Raw genomic sequence first — 15,601 nt, 5'->3', positions numbered from 1 at the left:
CCCAGCGCCCGAAGAGAAGAAAAGGTTATTTCACCGTCTCACGCGGCAGCACCGCGAGGATTTGCTCCACCACCCGTTGCGGATCGGCGGCGCCGTCCATCACGTAATGCGCGGCATCCTGATACAGCGCTTCACGCGCGGCCAGCACCTCGAGCATCTCTTCGGCGATCGGCCTGCCGGTGAGCGTCGGGCGCTGCGCATCTTCCGGGTACTCTTCCAACCGCTGCGCCAACACGCTGGCCGGCGCGCGCAGGTAGATAACGGTGCCATGCTGGCGCATAAACTGGCGGTTTTCCTCCGCCAGGATCGCCCCGCCGCCGGTGGCAACTATAGTTGACGGCTTGGTCACGGTTTGCAACGCGATGGTCTCGCGGCGACGAAACCCCAGCCAGCCCTCGCGCTCGACCATTTCCGCCACGCTCATCTGCGCCGCCTGCTGCATAAACAGATCGGTATCGACGAACTGATAGCCCAACGCCAGCGCCAATGCGCTGCCTACCGTGGTCTTGCCGGCTCCGCGAGCGCCTATCATGAACAGGGTTTGTGTCATTACGGGTTGTCCCTTATGCGGTGACTTGAGTGCATTGCATACCAAAATACCGAGCGGGTGCGATGGCGTGGTGGCAGCATCATACCCCGCCCACTCTGTATTTCAATATTTACGATAGTGTAAATTCCATGGCACAGCGACTGCCAGCGGCAAAGCCGTGCGCCAGATCCTCATCCAGATGCCGCCGCAAGGCGGCCGTGAGCCGCGCGTCGTCGAGCGGCCGGAACCCCAGCCGCCGGTAATAAGGCGCATTCCACGGCACGTCAATGAAGGTGGTGAGCGTCAGGCGAGCGGCGCCCTGGCGTTTGGCTTCTTCCGCCACCGCCCCGATCAGGCGGCGGCCGACGCCCTGCCGTTGCCAGGCGCCGGCGACCGACAATTCGGCGATATGCCAGTCTTCCCCCTGAGCCTGCACGGCGATAAAACCGGCGCACTCGCCGTTGTCGCTTTCGGCCAGCCATTCACGGCGTTCGGCGATAAACGCGGCGTGCTGTTGCGGGCTCATCACCTCGCCTTCGGCGATAAAGCGCCACGCCGGCTGCTGGCGAAACAGCTGCGCCGCCGAGCGTTCAACCGCCATCAGATGCGCGATATCCCGCTGCTGCGCCAAACGAATTTGCAGGCTCATGGGTTCTCCTTAACGTTGGGGCGGTTATTTAAGCAAATTTCACCGCCCGCGGCTCAGAAATCGATACTGCCGCGCAGCACCACCTCACGCGGTTCCCCCACCGCCACGCGCAAATTGCCGCCGCTGGACGGGTAATAGGTTTTATCGAACAGGTTCTTCACGTTCAGCTGCCATTTCACCCGATAGCCGTTGATCGGCATGGTGTAAGCGGCGAACGCATCGGCAACGGTGTAATTATCCAGATTGAAGCTGTTGGCGGCATCGCCCGGGCGGCGGCCCACGTAGCGCGCACCGGCGCCGATACGCATCTCATCGCCGCTGTACAGGCCGGGGCTGCCCAGGTTCTGGGTCAGGAACAGCGAGGCGGTATGGCGCGCCACGTTGGTCATCTCTTTGCCCTTGTTGTCCGGATCGTCCACCACGCGCGCGTCGGTATACGCATAGGAACCGATCAGGCTCAGCGAGTCGGTGAGGTTACCGGCCACGTCCAGCTCCACGCCCTGCGAACGCACGCGCCCGGCGGTGCGCGTCACGGTTTCGCCCTCCACCAGCTCATTGACCATGACGTTGCGCTTGGTGATGTCGAACAGCGCCAGCGTGCCGGTGACGCCGTTCGGCAGCGCCAGCTTGCCGCCGACTTCCCACGACTTGCCCTGTTCCGGCGGCAGCGAACCAATTTGGGTGGCGATGGAGGAGTTAGGCTTGAACGACTCGGTATAGCTGCTGTACAGCGACACGTAAGGCGTCAGCTTGTACACCACCCCGGCGCGCGGCACCAGCTTGCCGTCCGAACTGTCGGTGTTGGTCTGGAACGGCCGCCCCTTGCCGGCATAGACGTCGAAAGCGTCGTAGCGCAGCCCGCCCATCACCAGCCATTTATCGGTCAGTTGGATGGAATCCTGCATAAACCAGCCGTAGCTGGTGAGATTTTCCCGCTGATCGCTGTCTTTGGCGCTGACCGCGGTCGAGGGTGGCATCAGGCCGTATACCGGATGATAGATATTGAAATCGCTGTTCTTTTTGCCGCGGATCATGTCGCCGCGGTAGGTACGGTTATCTTCAAAATCGAAGCCGAACAGCATCTGGTGGTTGATGCTGCCCCAATCCACGTCACCATTGAGCGTCAGCTGCACCGCATTGGCGTGGCTGACGGCATGGGCGGTCGAGTCGGCCTGGCGGCTCAATACGCCGGTCACCGGGTTCAGCGCCGTGGCGCGCGCCTGATTGTCGCTGTAGCTGTTGCGGCTGTAGGCGTAGGTCAGCGAGCTTTTCCAGCGCTCGTTGAGCGTTTGATCGATCTGCAGAGTGACGCTGTCCTGATCGCCGCGGGTGGCGTTATAGGCTTCGTCGAAACGGCGATCGCGCGGCGTATTCACCGGTTTGCCAGTGCGCGAATCGATAATGGTGCCGCGATCGAACGGCACCAGATATTCCATATGCTCGTAGGCCAGCCGCACGGTGGTGTTCTCGCCATACCACATCAGCGAGGGCGCGATCACCGTCTGGCGGTTGCGGCCGAAGTTGCGCCAGTAGTCGGTTTCATCGTGATCGACGATCATGCGATAGGCGAAGCCCGACGTGCCGAGCGGCCCGGTAACGTCGAGCTGACCGCCGCCGCCGTTGAAGCTGCTGCCCCAGCCTTCCACATGAGTGCGCTGCTGCAGCTGGGGTTTTTTGGTGATCATGTTGATCATGCCGCCCGGTTCCCCCATGCCGTACAGCATCGAAGCCGGCCCCTTGAGCACCTCTACCCGCTCGGTGGTCGGCGTGAAGTTGCGCGCCTGCACCGAGCGCACGCCGTCGCGCAGAATGGAGCCGTCGCGGTTGTCGCCGAAACCGCGTTTCATTACTGCGTCCTGGGTGCCACCCAGCGTGTTGGCCTGGGTAATGCCGCTGACGTTGTACAGCGCTTCATCCAGGCTGCTGACCGCCTGATCGGCAATCACCTGCTGCGGCACCACGTCGATCGCCTGCGGCACGTTCAGCAGATTGGTTTCGCTGCGGGTGCCGGTGACGCTCGTCAACGGCTGATAGCTCTGCACGCCGTCGACGTCTTTGCGGCCGATCACCACCAGGCTTTCTTCCTGCGACGCGGTTTTTTCCGCCGCCCACGTCGGCGATGTCGCGCAGGCCGCCAACGGCAATGCGCACCACCAACCGCGTTTGTTGTTATTCATTATCTAACTGACTCCAATAGGTCCCTGAAAAAGGTAACGGCAAAAACTGCTGATAAAGCTGTTGGAAGGTCTGCTGCGGGTTGATGTCGGCGAACAGATCCGGGTAAAACGCTTTGGCGAACACCTCGACCAGCACCACGTGGTACGGGCTGAGGTAAAAGTTGTGCCAGACGCTCCAGGCGCGGTGGTTTTTCACCGCCTGCAGGTTGGTCAGCATCGGCTGTTTGGCGATCAGCCGGCGGAAGCTGTCGGCGGCCTCTTGGCGGCTGACCTGCGGCCCGAGGCGAAGATCGGACAGCCGTTTGCCCTGCGGCCCGGCCATGCCGGTGGCGAGGTACACGTCGGGATTGGCGCTCAGAATGGTTTCCGGGTTCAGCTCGCCATACACCCCTTTGACGCTGGCGTTGGCGATGTTGTCGCCGCCGGCGAAGGTCAGCAGATCGCCAAGGTTGCCATGCGCGGCGGTGGTGCAGCAGGTGTCGCGCCGCCCCAGATGCAGGTGCAGCATCACTTTGGGCTTCGGCCCCTGATAGCCCGCCAGCCGCTGCTGAATCACAGCCATATGCTGCTGATAAAACGCGATGAACTGCTCAGCGCGCTGCTGGCGATTGAGCACGTCGCCCAGCAGCCGTACGCTCGGCACGGTGTTGTTCAGCAGATCGATGCGCAGATCGACGTAGATCACCGCCACGCCGGCCTTGTTCAACGCAGAAACCAACCGATCGTTGTCGCCGTCTTCACGCGCATAGCGCGCCAGGATCACCAGATCCGGTTTCAGCTGCAGCAGGCTTTCGACATTGACCTGGCGAAAGTTATTGCCGCTGATGACGGGGATCTGGGCTATCTGCGGAAACTGCTGCGTATAAAGCTGCCAGCTTTGCGCATCGAAACGCGCCAGATCCGCCGGCCAGCCGACGATGCGCTGCGCCGGGTTGCCCGGCTCCAGCAGCGCCAGCGTATACAACATGCGGCTCTCCCCCACCACGATGCGCTGCGGATTGTCCGGCACCACAACCTGACGGCCGGTGATATCGGTCACCGTCTTCGCCTGGGCGGAGAACACGCCGAACCACAGAGAAAGCAGCAGTAAAATGAGGAAATTGCGCATGATTGAGCCGAAAGGGGGAAATAATGTGCGCATGATAATCACTCTCATTAGCACTTGCAATCCCGCGCCGCCATTGCCAAAAGAAATCCGGGAAACGGCGCCGGGTGTGCGGCAAACACGGCGAAACCGCTAAAATAACGGCTTTAAAAAGTTAAAAAAATGGCGGGGAAATCGGTTAAATAGAACGGGGAAACAGCTAAAAACCGGGAGACCTCCATGACTCAACGCATCATTCCGCTGTCGGATTGCCCGCAGTTTGCCGATGTGTGCGCCGCCTGGGCATTCGGCCAGTGGGGTTCACAGCGCGGCGGCTCGCTGGAGCGCACCCAGCTGCGTTTCGCCCAATGCAGCCGACCGGGCGACGACCACCTGACGCTGATGATGATCGACGGCGATCGTCCGGTGGGCATGGCCAGCCTATGGCCCAGCGACGACCATCAGCGCCAGGATCTCACCCCGTGGCTGGCCGGCGTCTTCGTGCATCCCGATCACCGCCGCAAGGGCATCGCCCGCCGTCTTGAAATGGCCATCGTCGAGGCGGCGCGGCAGCGCCATCACTCGGTTCTGCATCTCATTACCGACAAATCGGAAGCGCTGTACGCCGGCTGGGGTTGGCAACCTCTGGAGCGCCGGCGGCAGCATGACGAAGAGGTGGTGGTGATGGAGAAAAAACTGTAGCTAACGCGGCGTACAGACATACACCAGCGCCGGCGGGAAGTTGCGCACCACCCGCAGGCGCTTCCAGTGAAAATAGCGCGACAGCAATTTTTCCGACAGGTGGCTGTATTGGAACAGCACCAGCGTGCCGTTGCGCGCCAGCAGCCGCTGCCGGGCCTGCTGAAGAATGCGCACGCTGATCCTGACCGGGATCGACAGCAGCGGCAGGCAGGAAAACACCACGTCGTAATCCGTGGCCATCCGGGTCGCCGAATGGCCCATCACCTGCAGCCGCCGATCGTCAATCCCGCGCAGCCGATGCACGAAATGGGGTTGGATCTCGAAGGCCTCCAGCGCCGCATCGGCGCGCATCCGCCCCAGAATGCGTTTGGTCAGCACGCCGTCCGCCGCGCCCAGTTCCGCGATCGACAGCGCCCGGGTCCATTCAACCTGATTCAGCATCGCCTGACACAGCCACGGGGAAGAAGGCGCCAGCGTACCGACGGTGCGCGGTGAAGCCATAAATTGCTGCAGGTAAGCGAAGTGATTCATCAGTTGCAGTCGGGTCGCATTTAACATTGAGGCCTCCTTGGGTTAAGCCCTCAATGTGAGCCGAATTTCTTAAGTAATCATTAACATGATTCCGAAAGCGGCGGACACAGTTGTAATAAAATGCAACCTTGTCAGCGGCGCGCAAAGAAAAACGGTCGCAATAATGATCTGAGAATAAGCGGTTTATGCGCCGACCGTTCAGATAATTATTGCGACCGTTTATTTTTTTGGCCGCGTTGCCGCGGCCAGAGGGTAAAAAGCTAACGCTTAGCGATAAATTTCCGCATTGCCGCGCCAGTTGCTGGAGTCCCCGGGGGTGTCCAGACCGATAATGCGATAATGACTGGCGCCGTCCGCCGCGGCTTTTTCTTTCAGGGCGGTGATGGCGTCATGCGGTGAGCCGCTAACGCCGGAAACCGACACGACGCCGAGGCTTTGCAGATTGGCGGCCTGCTCGCTGTTGACCTGTTTTACCGACGACAGCGGCGCGGCGAAAGTGGAAAATGAAGCGGCGGCGATCAATACGGCTGCGATGCTTGGGATAAATTTCATGATTGACTCCAGGTGTTCTTGTTTATTCGCTCGTTGTCAGTGATGTTAATTATCCGCTAGCCAATGAAAACGGACGTCATGCAACGTAAAGAACATCAATCATTGTGAGGAGAATAAGGAGGAAGTGAGAGCGGGTGTGTATTTTCAGGCGAGAATGACTTTATAGGCTTCACCTTACCCCTATTTGATGAACAATTAAAGACGGCGCGTGATAAAGAATGCGCGCCGCGTCTATTTAAGATTTTTTACCCGCCGGAGCGCGCTGAGCTACGCTGAATTTTGTGGCTTACCCTTTTAAGGAAGAACGCTTATGTCGCAAAACCTGCTGCGCGTGCGTGACGGTCAGGGCGCGTCGGTCTCATTTTCCGAGCTGCTGTTCGATCTGATCTACGTTTTCGCCGTGACCCAACTTTCCCACTATCTGTTGCATCACCTGACGCTGACCGGCGCGCTGGAAACCCTGCTGCTGTGGTTCGCCGTCTGGCTGGCCTGGCAATACACCGCCTGGGTCACCAACTGGTTCAATCCGGATACCCGCCAGATCCGCCTGTTGCTGTTCGCGATCATGCTGCTGGGGCTGTTCGCCGCCGCCGCGTTGCCGCAGGCGTTTGGCGAACGCGGTCTGATCTTCGCCCTGTTCTACGTCGCCATTCAGGTCGGGCGCTCCGCCACGGTATTGCGCCTGCTGGCGCCCGATCATCCGTTAAAACATAACTTTCGCCGCATTCTCGGCTGGCTGTGCATCTCCGCCGTCTTCTGGATCGCCGGCGGGCTGGCGGAAGGCCATGCTCGCCTGGCGCTGTGGGCGATCGCCGTCTTGTGCGAATACGTCTCGCCGATGTTCGGTTTTCGCCTGCCGGTGCTGGGGCGCTCGGACAGCAGCAGCGAATGGACCATCGAAGGCCACCATCTGGCGGAGCGCTGCCAGCTGTTCGTGATCGTGGCGCTGGGGGAAACCATTCTGATCACCGGCGCCACCCTGAGCGAAATGGAAAGCTGGAGCCTGCCGGTGCTCATCGCTTCGCTGGTGGCCTTTCTCGGCAGCCTGGCGATGTGGTGGGTTTACTTCGACACCAGCAGCAAAGCCGGCAGCCACGCCATCAGCCAGGCGGAAAATCCCGGCCAGCTGGGCGCTTATTTCCATTATGTGCACGTCGCGCTGGTGGGGGCGATCATCGTCTGCGCCGTGGCCAACGAGCTGGTGATCGCCCATCCCGACGGCCGCATCCAACACGCCACGGCGGCGGTGCTGCTGCTCGGCCCGGCGATTTACCTGTTCGCCAACGCGCTGTACAAACGGCTGGTGTATCGCCGCTTCCCGCTGTCGCATCTGGTCGGGCTGCTGGCGCTGGCGGTATTGGCCCCGATCGCCTATTTAACCGACCTGCTGATGGTCAATGGCCTGACGACGCTGATCATGGTGGTGGTGGCGGCGTGGGAGAGCATCTCGCGCGGCAAAGCGCCGCAGCGGCACGCGCAAGCCTGAATCAAACGGGGGCGCAATCGCCCCCAATGTGAGATTGATGACAAACCTCATGCCATTACCGGGTTTGCAGAGAGCAGCGGATAAAAAAACAAGGAAAATCAATTTATTGATTTTCGACTGATGGCCACAAAGGAGGAAAAACCACGTTTTTCCCTCCTTTGTCAACGGTCTGACGGGGGCGCAATCGCCCCCGATATCGGTCACTTCAAGGATTGCGGCAAGGTGAGCACCCAGAGCTCACTCAGCGATTCCGGCTGCTCCAGAGGGCGCAATTCGATGTGGGCGTCGGTTTTGTCACCGTCGAGGCTCAACCGCCCTCCTTTCTCCAGCTGATAGTCGCCGATTTTCTTGCTCTTTGGCGACGCATCCACCAGCGTGGCCTGCAAGCCGAAATCGTTGTCATTGATCACCGCCAGCGTGCGATCGTCGATCAGCGCCAACCCTTCCGCTTTCTCCTGGCGCCAGCCCAACTGACGCAGATCCGCCACTTCCCGTTTCTGCGCCAGCTTCACGCCGCGTTTAGCCAGATCTTTCGCATCGTCGAACTCCAGCGCTTTACCCTGGCCGTCAAACGCGCTCAGATCGCTGGCCTGCGCGAGATCCACCAGATAGATCTTGTTGATCATCGACTTATCTTTACCGGTTCCCTGTTCAATCAACAGGATGCGCTGGTTGTCCAACGCCACGACATCGCCAATTTTGGCGTCTTTGGCTTTTTTATAACTGTCGATATCGATGGGATAGCCGTACATGGCGGTTTTGCCACTGCGCGGATCGAAACTCACCAGCCGGGTAAACTGCGCCTTGTTTTTGCTTTTGCCATCGACATCCAGCGTGCTCTGCACCGCCGCCAGAATGCGCCCATCCGGCATCCGGGTCAGCCCCTCAAAACCGCGGTTAGGCTGGCGCCATTTCAAGATGTTCGGTAACCCGCTCGCCACCGCCTGCTCACCGGCCTGCGGCGTTGGGCCGTATTTGGCGAGAATTTTACCGTTGCCGTCAACATGGATCAGAAACGGGCCGTACTCATCGCACAGCCAATAGCCACCGTTGCCGTCACCGGTAATGCCTTCGGTATCCAACCCGCGGCGATCGCCGGACAGCGGCTGCAACACGTCATTCAACGCCACTTCATTTGTGGAGCCAATTAGCTCGCCCGGCAACGGCAGCCCGCTAATCGGCCCTTTTTCGTCATGCAAGGGCCGTGCATTCTCGGCCACGGCCTTGCCGCCGCCGATACGAATGTCCATCAACAGAGGCACGAATTGCGGGTTGGCGAAAATTTTGGCTTCTTGCTTGCCCACCGCCGGGGCATCGGCATTCGGGCCGCGATCGGTCAGCGTCGTCAGCACCAAATCGTCGCCCTGCTTCTTGTTGAACATCAATCCGGAGCCGATCCCTACCGGCAATCCCTGCGGGAAATGCTTGGCGAACGCCCCCTGATAGGCGACGCGTTCCCCGCCGGGGAAGCCGACCACATAACGCGCCACCTCAATGTCGGCAGCGTGAGCCAATACCGGAAACAGTGAAGCCAACAGCAGGGAGAGCGATTTTATTTTCATATTTTTTACCCGAGGTTAAATGAAGCGTTGTCAGGCAGAAGACGATATTAATTTAGCATGACACTTAGATGACAATAGGCAATTCGTCAAATGCACATCAGGCAATAAGGTTGGCTGGCAAATAGAAATTAGCAATTAACCTGAGCGTATTGAATGGAGAAAGCCGCTGGAAAAAACCGCCCGGAAATAGCCCGCCGTTTTGCTTAGGGTAAATTCTTATAGCAAAGATAAAAAAATCGGCAAACGCGCGTCAACACGGCGAAAAACGGTGTTTTTCTCATAGACAAAATAAAATGTCAGGGATTTAATACCGCCGTTATTCAAGGTGCATTAAGAAAATTCTATAGAATATCTGCATGAACTTAAAAAGCTGTTCTATAGTTTTTAGTGCTAACGCCCGTTAGTCTATTCCGCAGGATGGAATCTATGTCAAAGCGACTTTTTGCTGAATTTTTTGGCACATTTTGGTTGGTGTTTGGTGGTTGTGGTAGCGCAGTATTGGCAGCGGCATTCCCACAGCTGGGTATTGGTTTCCTCGGCGTCGCGCTCGCTTTCGGTCTGACCGTAGTGACGATGGCCTATGCCGTCGGCCATATTTCCGGCGGGCATTTTAACCCGGCGGTCACCGTCGGCTTATTCGCCGGCGGCCGTTTCGCGGCGAAAGACGTGATCCCTTACGTTATCGCACAGGTGATCGGCGGTATCGCCGCAGCGTCGGTGCTGTATTTGATCGCCAGCGGCAAAGCCGGTTTCGACGCCACGGCAGGCGGTTTCGCCTCCAACGGTTACGGCGAACACTCACCGGGCGGTTACTCTCTGCAAGCCGCAATCGTGATTGAGCTGGTGCTGACCGCCTTCTTCCTGATCGTTATTCATGGCGTGACCGACAAGCGCGCGCCGGCAGGCTTTGCCCCGCTGGCTATCGGCCTGACGCTGACGCTGATCCACCTGATCAGCATCCCGGTGACCAACACCTCCGTCAACCCGGCGCGCAGCACCGGCGTAGCGATCTTCCAGGGCACCTGGGCGCTGCAGCAGCTGTGGGTGTTCTGGCTGGTGCCGCTGGTCGGCGGCATTATCGGCGGCCTGATCTACCGCTGCCTGCTGGAAGACAAAAAATAAGCGTATCGCAGTCGATCGCGTTTCACGGGGCAGCCTTCATCGGCTGCCCCGTTGCTTTCAGCCCTTCGTCACTTCAAACATCATGATATCGCTGGTAAAGGAGCCGTCCGGCTGGATGGCGAAATGCTCCGCCACCTCCTGCGACACGCTTTGCTGCAGCGCGCGGATCGCGGTGACGAAATGCGCCGGCGTGCGCATACGCGCCACCCAACTGCCGAACTCCAGCGTCAATCGATCCGACGTCACCTCGCGTACCACCAGCCCGGCCTCGGTCAGCAACGTCAGCCACTCGCCCGGCGCATAGTTGCGCACGTGCGAGGTGTCGCGCAGCACTTCCACGGTTTGCAGGTAGATATCCAGCAGCGGGTGCCCTGGCGAGACCACGTCCATAAAGATCGCGCTGCCGCCCGGTTTGAGTACCCGCCTGACCTCGCGCAGCGCCTGACCGACATCGCGCCAGTGGTGCGCCGAATAGCGGCTGATGACCAGATCGAAACTGGCATCCTCAAACGGCAAAGACTCCGCCACGCCCTGCTGCTGCTGAATGTTGTTCAGGCCTTTTTCCGCCGCCGCCTGCTTCACCACCGCCAACATTTGCGCCGACAGATCGTAGGCCACCACCTGCGCTACGCTGGCCGCCGCGGTGAAGCTGGCATGCCCGGCGCCACAGCCCAGATCGAGCAAGCGCGCTTCGGCGTGCGGCGCCAGTAACTGCGCCAGACGTTGCAAATCCTTGCCCTGCGCATGCACCGCGCTGGTTAAATAGGCGTTGGCCTGCTCGCCGAACTGCCGGTCTACCGCATTGTTATGGCTGTTGCTGTTGCTCATGTTTGCTCCTGTTATTATCCGGCTTGCGCCTGTGCCTGAAGGCTTTCGGCTACTATAATCAGGCTACTATACGGGTACAATATGAGCAGTTATCCTGGTATAAATAGGTACCATGCTATGTCATCAGAAGCCTTATCCGGGCCAAAAGCCCTCGGCGCGTTTCTGCGCGCGCACCGCGAACGCATCACGCCGGAAATGATCGGCCTGCCCAGCTCTTCGCGCCGCCGCACCAGCGGCCTGCGCCGCGAAGAGCTGGCGCAAATCAGCGGCATCAGCGCCACCTGGTATACCTGGATCGAACAGGGCCGCGAGGTGTCCATTTCCCCTTTCACGCTGGCGCGCATCGCCAAAGCGCTGCGGCTCGGCCCGGCCGAACGCCACTACCTGTTTACCCTGGCGCGTATCGCCGACCCCGAGCAGGAAGCGCACCGAGAAACCGCCAATGACGCGGTGCTGCAAAGCGTGCATCAGATGACGGTGCCCTGCTATCTGCTGGACGTGAGCTGGAACGTCGTCGCCTGGAACCCGCAGGCGGCGGCGCTGTTCAGCGGCTGGCTGGATGTGGCCAACAGCCCCAACCTGCTGCACTTCATGTTCTTCCACCCGTTGGCGAAAACGCTGGTCAGCGATTGGGAAGAGCGCGCGCGCCGCGTGGTGGCCGAATTTCGCGCCGAGACCAGCCATCATCAAAATACCGAAGAGATGCGCGCCTTCGTGCGCAACATGACGCACAACAGCGCGGACTTTAATCACTGGTGGAAGCAACATGACGTCATGGCGCGCGAAGGCGGCGAAAGAGCGTTCGAGCATCCTCAGCGAGGCGCGCTGCGCTATCGCCAACTCACCTTCCATCCGGCGGAGCACGCCGGTCTGAAGCTGGTGATGCTGATCCCGCTGCCGCAATTGGTAACAAATTCATAGGCAGGTTTACCCGCCATTTATTTATTGGTTCATGTAAACGCGCTAGGGTAATTGATACCGATGATAGTGATCATCCAGCACCGTTATTTATCTCCTGAGGTACTCCTATGCAATCCGAAGAACAACGCCTTATCGATGGTCTGTTTGGCCGCCTGAAAGAAGCCGAGACCAAGACGGGCCCACGGGATCTCCAGGCAGAGCAGCAAATCAACCAGCATATTCGCGAGCAGCCTTCCGCCCCTTATTACATGGCGCAGGCGATGATTATTCAGGAAGCGGCGCTCAAGCAGATGGATCAGCGGGTCAAAGAGCTGGAGGCCCAGGTGGCGCAGCTGCAGCAAACCGCCAACGGCCAGCAGAGCAGCGGCGGCTTCCTGGCCGGCTTGTTCGGCGGCGGCAGCCGCAGTACGCCAAGCCCGCGCGAACAGTATCAGGCGCAGCAGCAAAATACGGCGGCCTGGAACAACGCGCAGCAGCCGCAGCAACCGGCCTATGCCCCACCGCAGCAGGCGGCGCCTTCACGCGCCGGCGGCTTCCTGGGAGGCGCCTTGCAAACGGCGGCGGGCGTCGCCGGTGGCGTGGTATTGGCCGACATGCTGACCGGCATGTTCCGCCATTCGCAACCACAGGAAATCGTAAATATTATCGAGGAAACCCCGGCGCCGCTGGACGACAGCGCAATGCGCAATTTCGACGCCTCCAACAACCTGGATACCTTCAACAACGGCGATGGCGGCAGCTTCCTCAACCAGGACAACGGCTTCCAGAACGCCAACTATCAGGACGACACGGACTACGCCGACGACGATTACAGCGACGACGACGACTCCTTCCTGTAATTCCCTTCGCCCCCTCTCACCCGCAGAGGGGGATTTCCCGTTTCGCCATTCTGGTCTACAGTGAACACTGTTCATTTATCCAGCAGAGAGAAACGATGACAAGCTTTAATCCTTCCACTCCTTTCTTCAGCGAACGCCTGCAGATGCGCCCACCGGTGATGGCGGATCTCGCGCGTTTCTACGCCATCTTCGGCGATCCGCAAACGCAGCGTTTCAATCCCGCCGGTCCACTCACCAGCGAAGCGCAGGCCGCAGCGGCGCTGCAAGAGAGGATTTCCGGGTGGCAACAACACGGTTACGGTTCCTGGGCGATCGCTCTGCGCGAACGGCCGGATTGGATTATCGGCTTTGGCGGATTGTCCCGGAAACCGCTCGGGGCGCAGCGCACCGTGAACCTCGGCTATCGCTTCGATACTCGCGTTTGGGGCATGGGATTGGCCACCGAGATGGCGCGGGCATCGCTGCAATACGGTTTTGCCGGATTGGCGCTGGAGGAGATTTCCGCCATTGTGCGTGCGGAGAATCAGGCGTCGTGGCGAGTGCTGGAAAAGATCGGCATGCAGCGGGTGGATACACTGGATGACGTGCCCGGCGCGGCGCCGAGCCTGGTGTATACGCTAAAGCGCTGCGACTATCAGGGCTGATCGTCGCTGATTTTGGCCAACGCCATGCGGTAAGATTTGACCTTCTGGCGCTTTTTCAACCAGGTGGCGGTAGAGACAATGAATACCGCGCCCGACATCGCCAATACGCCGGTTGGATGGCCATAAAACACCATCAAGGCAAAGTAGACGGCGGAAACGATCGCCACCCATTTCGCCGTATTGCCCATGTCGTTTTTCTCTTGGGTCAAACGGCGGATGTGCTCTTCTTCACTGATTCCCATACGCGCTCCTTGTTGGCTGAATGCCCCATTATATGGAGCTGGAGTGCTGATATTTCAAGCGGTTGGATGGTAAAGAAGCGTAAAGCTCAGGCCGGCGGCTCCCGCCGCCGAGGCAGATAGCGCCCGGGCTGGTCGGCACCCGGCAGGCCGCTGCCGTCGTTGCGGCCAAACAGCCGGTAGCGATTGCCGGCGACCGCATCGTAGATCTTGTCCGCCAGTCGCGGCGGCAAGCAACGCGCCAGCGCCAGCGCGCGGTACGGCCATCCCACTTGGCGCAGCGCCCGAAACAACGCCGCCGAACGCAGCCAACAGCGCCCCTGTTCCACATAGACCACGGAATCGAAACGGTCGGTCGGCAATCCCAGCGCCTGCAGGATCGCCTGCCCTTCGACGGATTGCACCGTCGCCAACAGAATGCGCCGCTGCCGATCGGCGCGAACAAGGTATCTCACCAGCCCATGACACAGGTTGCATTCGCCGTCGAACAACAACGCGCGATCGCCGGGCTGCAGATAAGGCAGCTGTGATAAAGGGGTCATCCCGCCTCCCGAAAAATGCTCGCCTTAGCCTAACGCGCCTGGTGCGCCCAAGCCAGAGCGGGATGACGGGGCGTGTTAAGGCCCGGGCGGTGCGTCAGGCACCGCCACCACCGCGACGCGCACTTCGTAATGTTTGGCGCTGCCCGCCGGGATCACCGCCGTCAGTTTGTTGATGGTTTCCACCGGATTGTCGCTGGCCGAGGTGGCGCAGAACAGCTCGCCGCCGCGGCAGAACCCCGGCTTGGGCGGGTGCCCGCCCGGGAAAGGCGGCATGCGCATCGGTTCATCCGCCACAGGCGGCAACGCTTTGGCCGCAGGCGCCTCGGGGGCAGACATCGCGCTCGCGCTGAACAACAGCGCCATGCCCATGCAGGGCAGCGCCAGGATCTTGATTACTTGTTTCATTGAGTTAGCCTCATTTGCCGGGTTCGGGATTACGCTACCCCGCCCCCGGCACATGAGAAAGCCGCTTTTCGCTACCTTTTCGCCCCGCTGCGCTTTGCTTACACGCGCTTAACGTGATGAGAGGCAAAAGGTTGGGTAAAGGGCCGTCGCGTTACTTGCCGTTCGTCAGCGTGTTGTAGCTGGTCATCAGATTGCGGTAGTCCGGGATATGGTTGGAGAACAGCGTGCCCAGGCCTTCGATGTCGTTGCGCCAGTCGCGGTGCAGCTCGCAGGCGACGCCGAACCAGGTCATCAGCTGCGCGCCGGCGGCCTCCATGCGGCTCCAGGCCGACTGACGCGTCAGCTCATTGAAGGTGCCGGAGGCGTCGGTCACCACAAAGACCTCGAAACCTTCATTGAGCGCCGACAGCGCCGGGAATGCCACGCACACTTCGGTCACTACGCCGGCGATGATCAGCTGCTTGCGGCCGGTGGCTTTTACCGCCTTGACGAAATCGTCGTTGTCCCAGGCGTTGATCTGGCCAGGGCGAGGAATGAAGGGAGCATCGGGGAATTGGGCTTTCAGTTCCGGCACCAGCGGGCCGTTGGGGCCGTTTTCGAAACTGGTGGTAAGAATGGTCGGCAGGTTGAAGTACTTCGCTAAATCACCCAGCGCCAGCACGTTGTTTTTAAACCGATCGGGATCGATATCACGCACCAGCGAAAGCAGCCCTGCCTGATGATCCACCAGCAATACGGCGGCCTGGTCTTTGTCGAGGCGCTTGTAATTTGCAGTCATGGTTTTACTCC

The 15,601-nt window shown here is 60.0% G+C and carries 18 protein-coding genes; 6 read left to right on the top strand and 12 right to left on the bottom strand.

The window, feature by feature from the left end; genetic code table 11:
• Positions 1 to 25: 25 nt before the first annotated feature.
• From aroL to ACJ8J1_RS10715, 4 genes are all read right to left on the bottom strand, one after another.
• Positions 26 to 550: a shikimate kinase AroL gene (aroL, locus tag ACJ8J1_RS10730; protein ID WP_033642032.1), complete on the bottom strand. Its 525-nt coding sequence runs from the start codon at positions 548 to 550 to the stop codon at positions 26 to 28.
• A gap of 109 nt (positions 551 to 659) precedes the next feature.
• The gene (locus tag ACJ8J1_RS10725) at positions 660 to 1,178 is read right to left on the bottom strand and encodes a GNAT family N-acetyltransferase (protein ID WP_033642031.1); all 519 of its coding nucleotides are present in this window, start codon (positions 1,176 to 1,178) and stop codon (positions 660 to 662) included.
• Between the two features lie 53 nt (positions 1,179 to 1,231).
• Positions 1,232 to 3,355: a TonB-dependent siderophore receptor gene (locus ACJ8J1_RS10720; protein WP_033642030.1), complete on the bottom strand. Its 2,124-nt coding sequence runs from the start codon at positions 3,353 to 3,355 to the stop codon at positions 1,232 to 1,234.
• On the bottom strand, positions 3,348 to 4,463 hold the full coding sequence (locus tag ACJ8J1_RS10715) for an ABC transporter substrate-binding protein (protein ID WP_033642029.1): 1,116 nt from the start codon (positions 4,461 to 4,463) through the stop codon (positions 3,348 to 3,350). The genes ACJ8J1_RS10720 and ACJ8J1_RS10715 overlap by 8 nt, the downstream gene beginning before the upstream one ends.
• A gap of 216 nt (positions 4,464 to 4,679) precedes the next feature.
• Between ACJ8J1_RS10715 and ACJ8J1_RS10710 the strand changes: the two genes are divergently transcribed.
• Entirely contained in the window at positions 4,680 to 5,141 is a 462-nt protein-coding gene (locus ACJ8J1_RS10710; RefSeq protein ID WP_033642028.1) for a GNAT family N-acetyltransferase, read from the top strand.
• On the opposite strand, the gene ACJ8J1_RS10705 is transcribed toward ACJ8J1_RS10710, so the two are convergent.
• Both ACJ8J1_RS10705 and ACJ8J1_RS10700 read right to left on the bottom strand, forming a co-directional pair.
• Positions 5,142 to 5,699, bottom strand: a complete 558-nt coding sequence (locus ACJ8J1_RS10705) for a class I SAM-dependent methyltransferase (RefSeq protein ID WP_033642027.1) — start codon at positions 5,697 to 5,699, stop codon at positions 5,142 to 5,144.
• Positions 5,700 to 5,939: 240 nt separating this feature from the next.
• Positions 5,940 to 6,224, bottom strand: coding sequence for a YdgH/BhsA/McbA-like domain containing protein (locus ACJ8J1_RS10700; protein WP_033642026.1), 285 nt, complete (start codon positions 6,222 to 6,224; stop codon positions 5,940 to 5,942).
• Positions 6,225 to 6,534: 310 nt separating this feature from the next.
• Between ACJ8J1_RS10700 and ACJ8J1_RS10695 the strand changes: the two genes are divergently transcribed.
• Positions 6,535 to 7,710, top strand: a complete 1,176-nt coding sequence (locus tag ACJ8J1_RS10695; RefSeq protein ID WP_033642025.1) for a low temperature requirement protein A — start codon at positions 6,535 to 6,537, stop codon at positions 7,708 to 7,710.
• A gap of 200 nt (positions 7,711 to 7,910) precedes the next feature.
• Here the strand turns inward: ACJ8J1_RS10695 and ACJ8J1_RS10690 are convergent, their stop codons facing one another.
• Positions 7,911 to 9,272: an esterase-like activity of phytase family protein gene (locus tag ACJ8J1_RS10690; protein WP_442520340.1), complete on the bottom strand. Its 1,362-nt coding sequence runs from the start codon at positions 9,270 to 9,272 to the stop codon at positions 7,911 to 7,913.
• A gap of 426 nt (positions 9,273 to 9,698) precedes the next feature.
• On the opposite strand from ACJ8J1_RS10690, the gene aqpZ reads away from it, so the two are divergent.
• Complete coding sequence (gene aqpZ, locus ACJ8J1_RS10685) at positions 9,699 to 10,394, top strand: aquaporin Z (RefSeq protein WP_033642023.1); 696 nt, start codon at positions 9,699 to 9,701, stop codon at positions 10,392 to 10,394.
• Positions 10,395 to 10,451: 57 nt separating this feature from the next.
• On the opposite strand, the gene ACJ8J1_RS10680 is transcribed toward aqpZ, so the two are convergent.
• On the bottom strand, positions 10,452 to 11,222 hold the full coding sequence (locus ACJ8J1_RS10680) for a class I SAM-dependent methyltransferase (protein ID WP_033642022.1): 771 nt from the start codon (positions 11,220 to 11,222) through the stop codon (positions 10,452 to 10,454).
• Between the two features lie 117 nt (positions 11,223 to 11,339).
• Here ACJ8J1_RS10680 and ACJ8J1_RS10675 point away from each other — a divergent pair, with 117 nt between their 5' ends.
• From ACJ8J1_RS10675 to ACJ8J1_RS10665, 3 genes are all read left to right on the top strand, one after another.
• Complete coding sequence (locus ACJ8J1_RS10675; RefSeq protein ID WP_033642020.1) at positions 11,340 to 12,143, top strand: helix-turn-helix transcriptional regulator; 804 nt, start codon at positions 11,340 to 11,342, stop codon at positions 12,141 to 12,143.
• A 107-nt stretch (positions 12,144 to 12,250) separates the two neighbouring features.
• Positions 12,251 to 12,982, top strand: coding sequence for a DUF2076 domain-containing protein (locus ACJ8J1_RS10670; protein ID WP_033642019.1), 732 nt, complete (start codon positions 12,251 to 12,253; stop codon positions 12,980 to 12,982).
• Between the two features lie 95 nt (positions 12,983 to 13,077).
• A complete protein-coding gene (locus tag ACJ8J1_RS10665) occupies positions 13,078 to 13,626 on the top strand; it encodes a GNAT family N-acetyltransferase (protein WP_033642018.1) in 549 nt (182 codons plus the stop codon).
• Here ACJ8J1_RS10665 and ACJ8J1_RS10660 read toward each other — a convergent pair.
• The 4 genes from ACJ8J1_RS10660 to ycaC all read right to left on the bottom strand — a co-directional run bounded on the left by ACJ8J1_RS10660 (position 13,617) and on the right by ycaC (position 15,590).
• On the bottom strand, positions 13,617 to 13,868 hold the full coding sequence (locus ACJ8J1_RS10660) for a hypothetical protein (protein ID WP_033642017.1): 252 nt from the start codon (positions 13,866 to 13,868) through the stop codon (positions 13,617 to 13,619). The genes ACJ8J1_RS10665 and ACJ8J1_RS10660 overlap by 10 nt on opposite strands.
• A gap of 86 nt (positions 13,869 to 13,954) precedes the next feature.
• Positions 13,955 to 14,407, bottom strand: a complete 453-nt coding sequence (locus tag ACJ8J1_RS10655) for a thiol-disulfide oxidoreductase DCC family protein (protein WP_033642016.1) — start codon at positions 14,405 to 14,407, stop codon at positions 13,955 to 13,957.
• A 75-nt stretch (positions 14,408 to 14,482) separates the two neighbouring features.
• A complete protein-coding gene (locus ACJ8J1_RS10650; RefSeq protein WP_033642015.1) occupies positions 14,483 to 14,812 on the bottom strand; it encodes a hypothetical protein in 330 nt (109 codons plus the stop codon).
• A gap of 151 nt (positions 14,813 to 14,963) precedes the next feature.
• Positions 14,964 to 15,590: an isochorismate family cysteine hydrolase YcaC gene (gene ycaC, locus ACJ8J1_RS10645; protein WP_004928476.1), complete on the bottom strand. Its 627-nt coding sequence runs from the start codon at positions 15,588 to 15,590 to the stop codon at positions 14,964 to 14,966.
• Positions 15,591 to 15,601 lie beyond the last annotated feature (11 nt).

Source organism: Serratia sp. CY37869 (genome assembly GCF_052168895.1).
GTDB classification, from domain to species: domain Bacteria; phylum Pseudomonadota; class Gammaproteobacteria; order Enterobacterales; family Enterobacteriaceae; genus Serratia; species Serratia ureilytica.
This window is presented reverse-complemented; position numbering and strand designations above follow the sequence as displayed.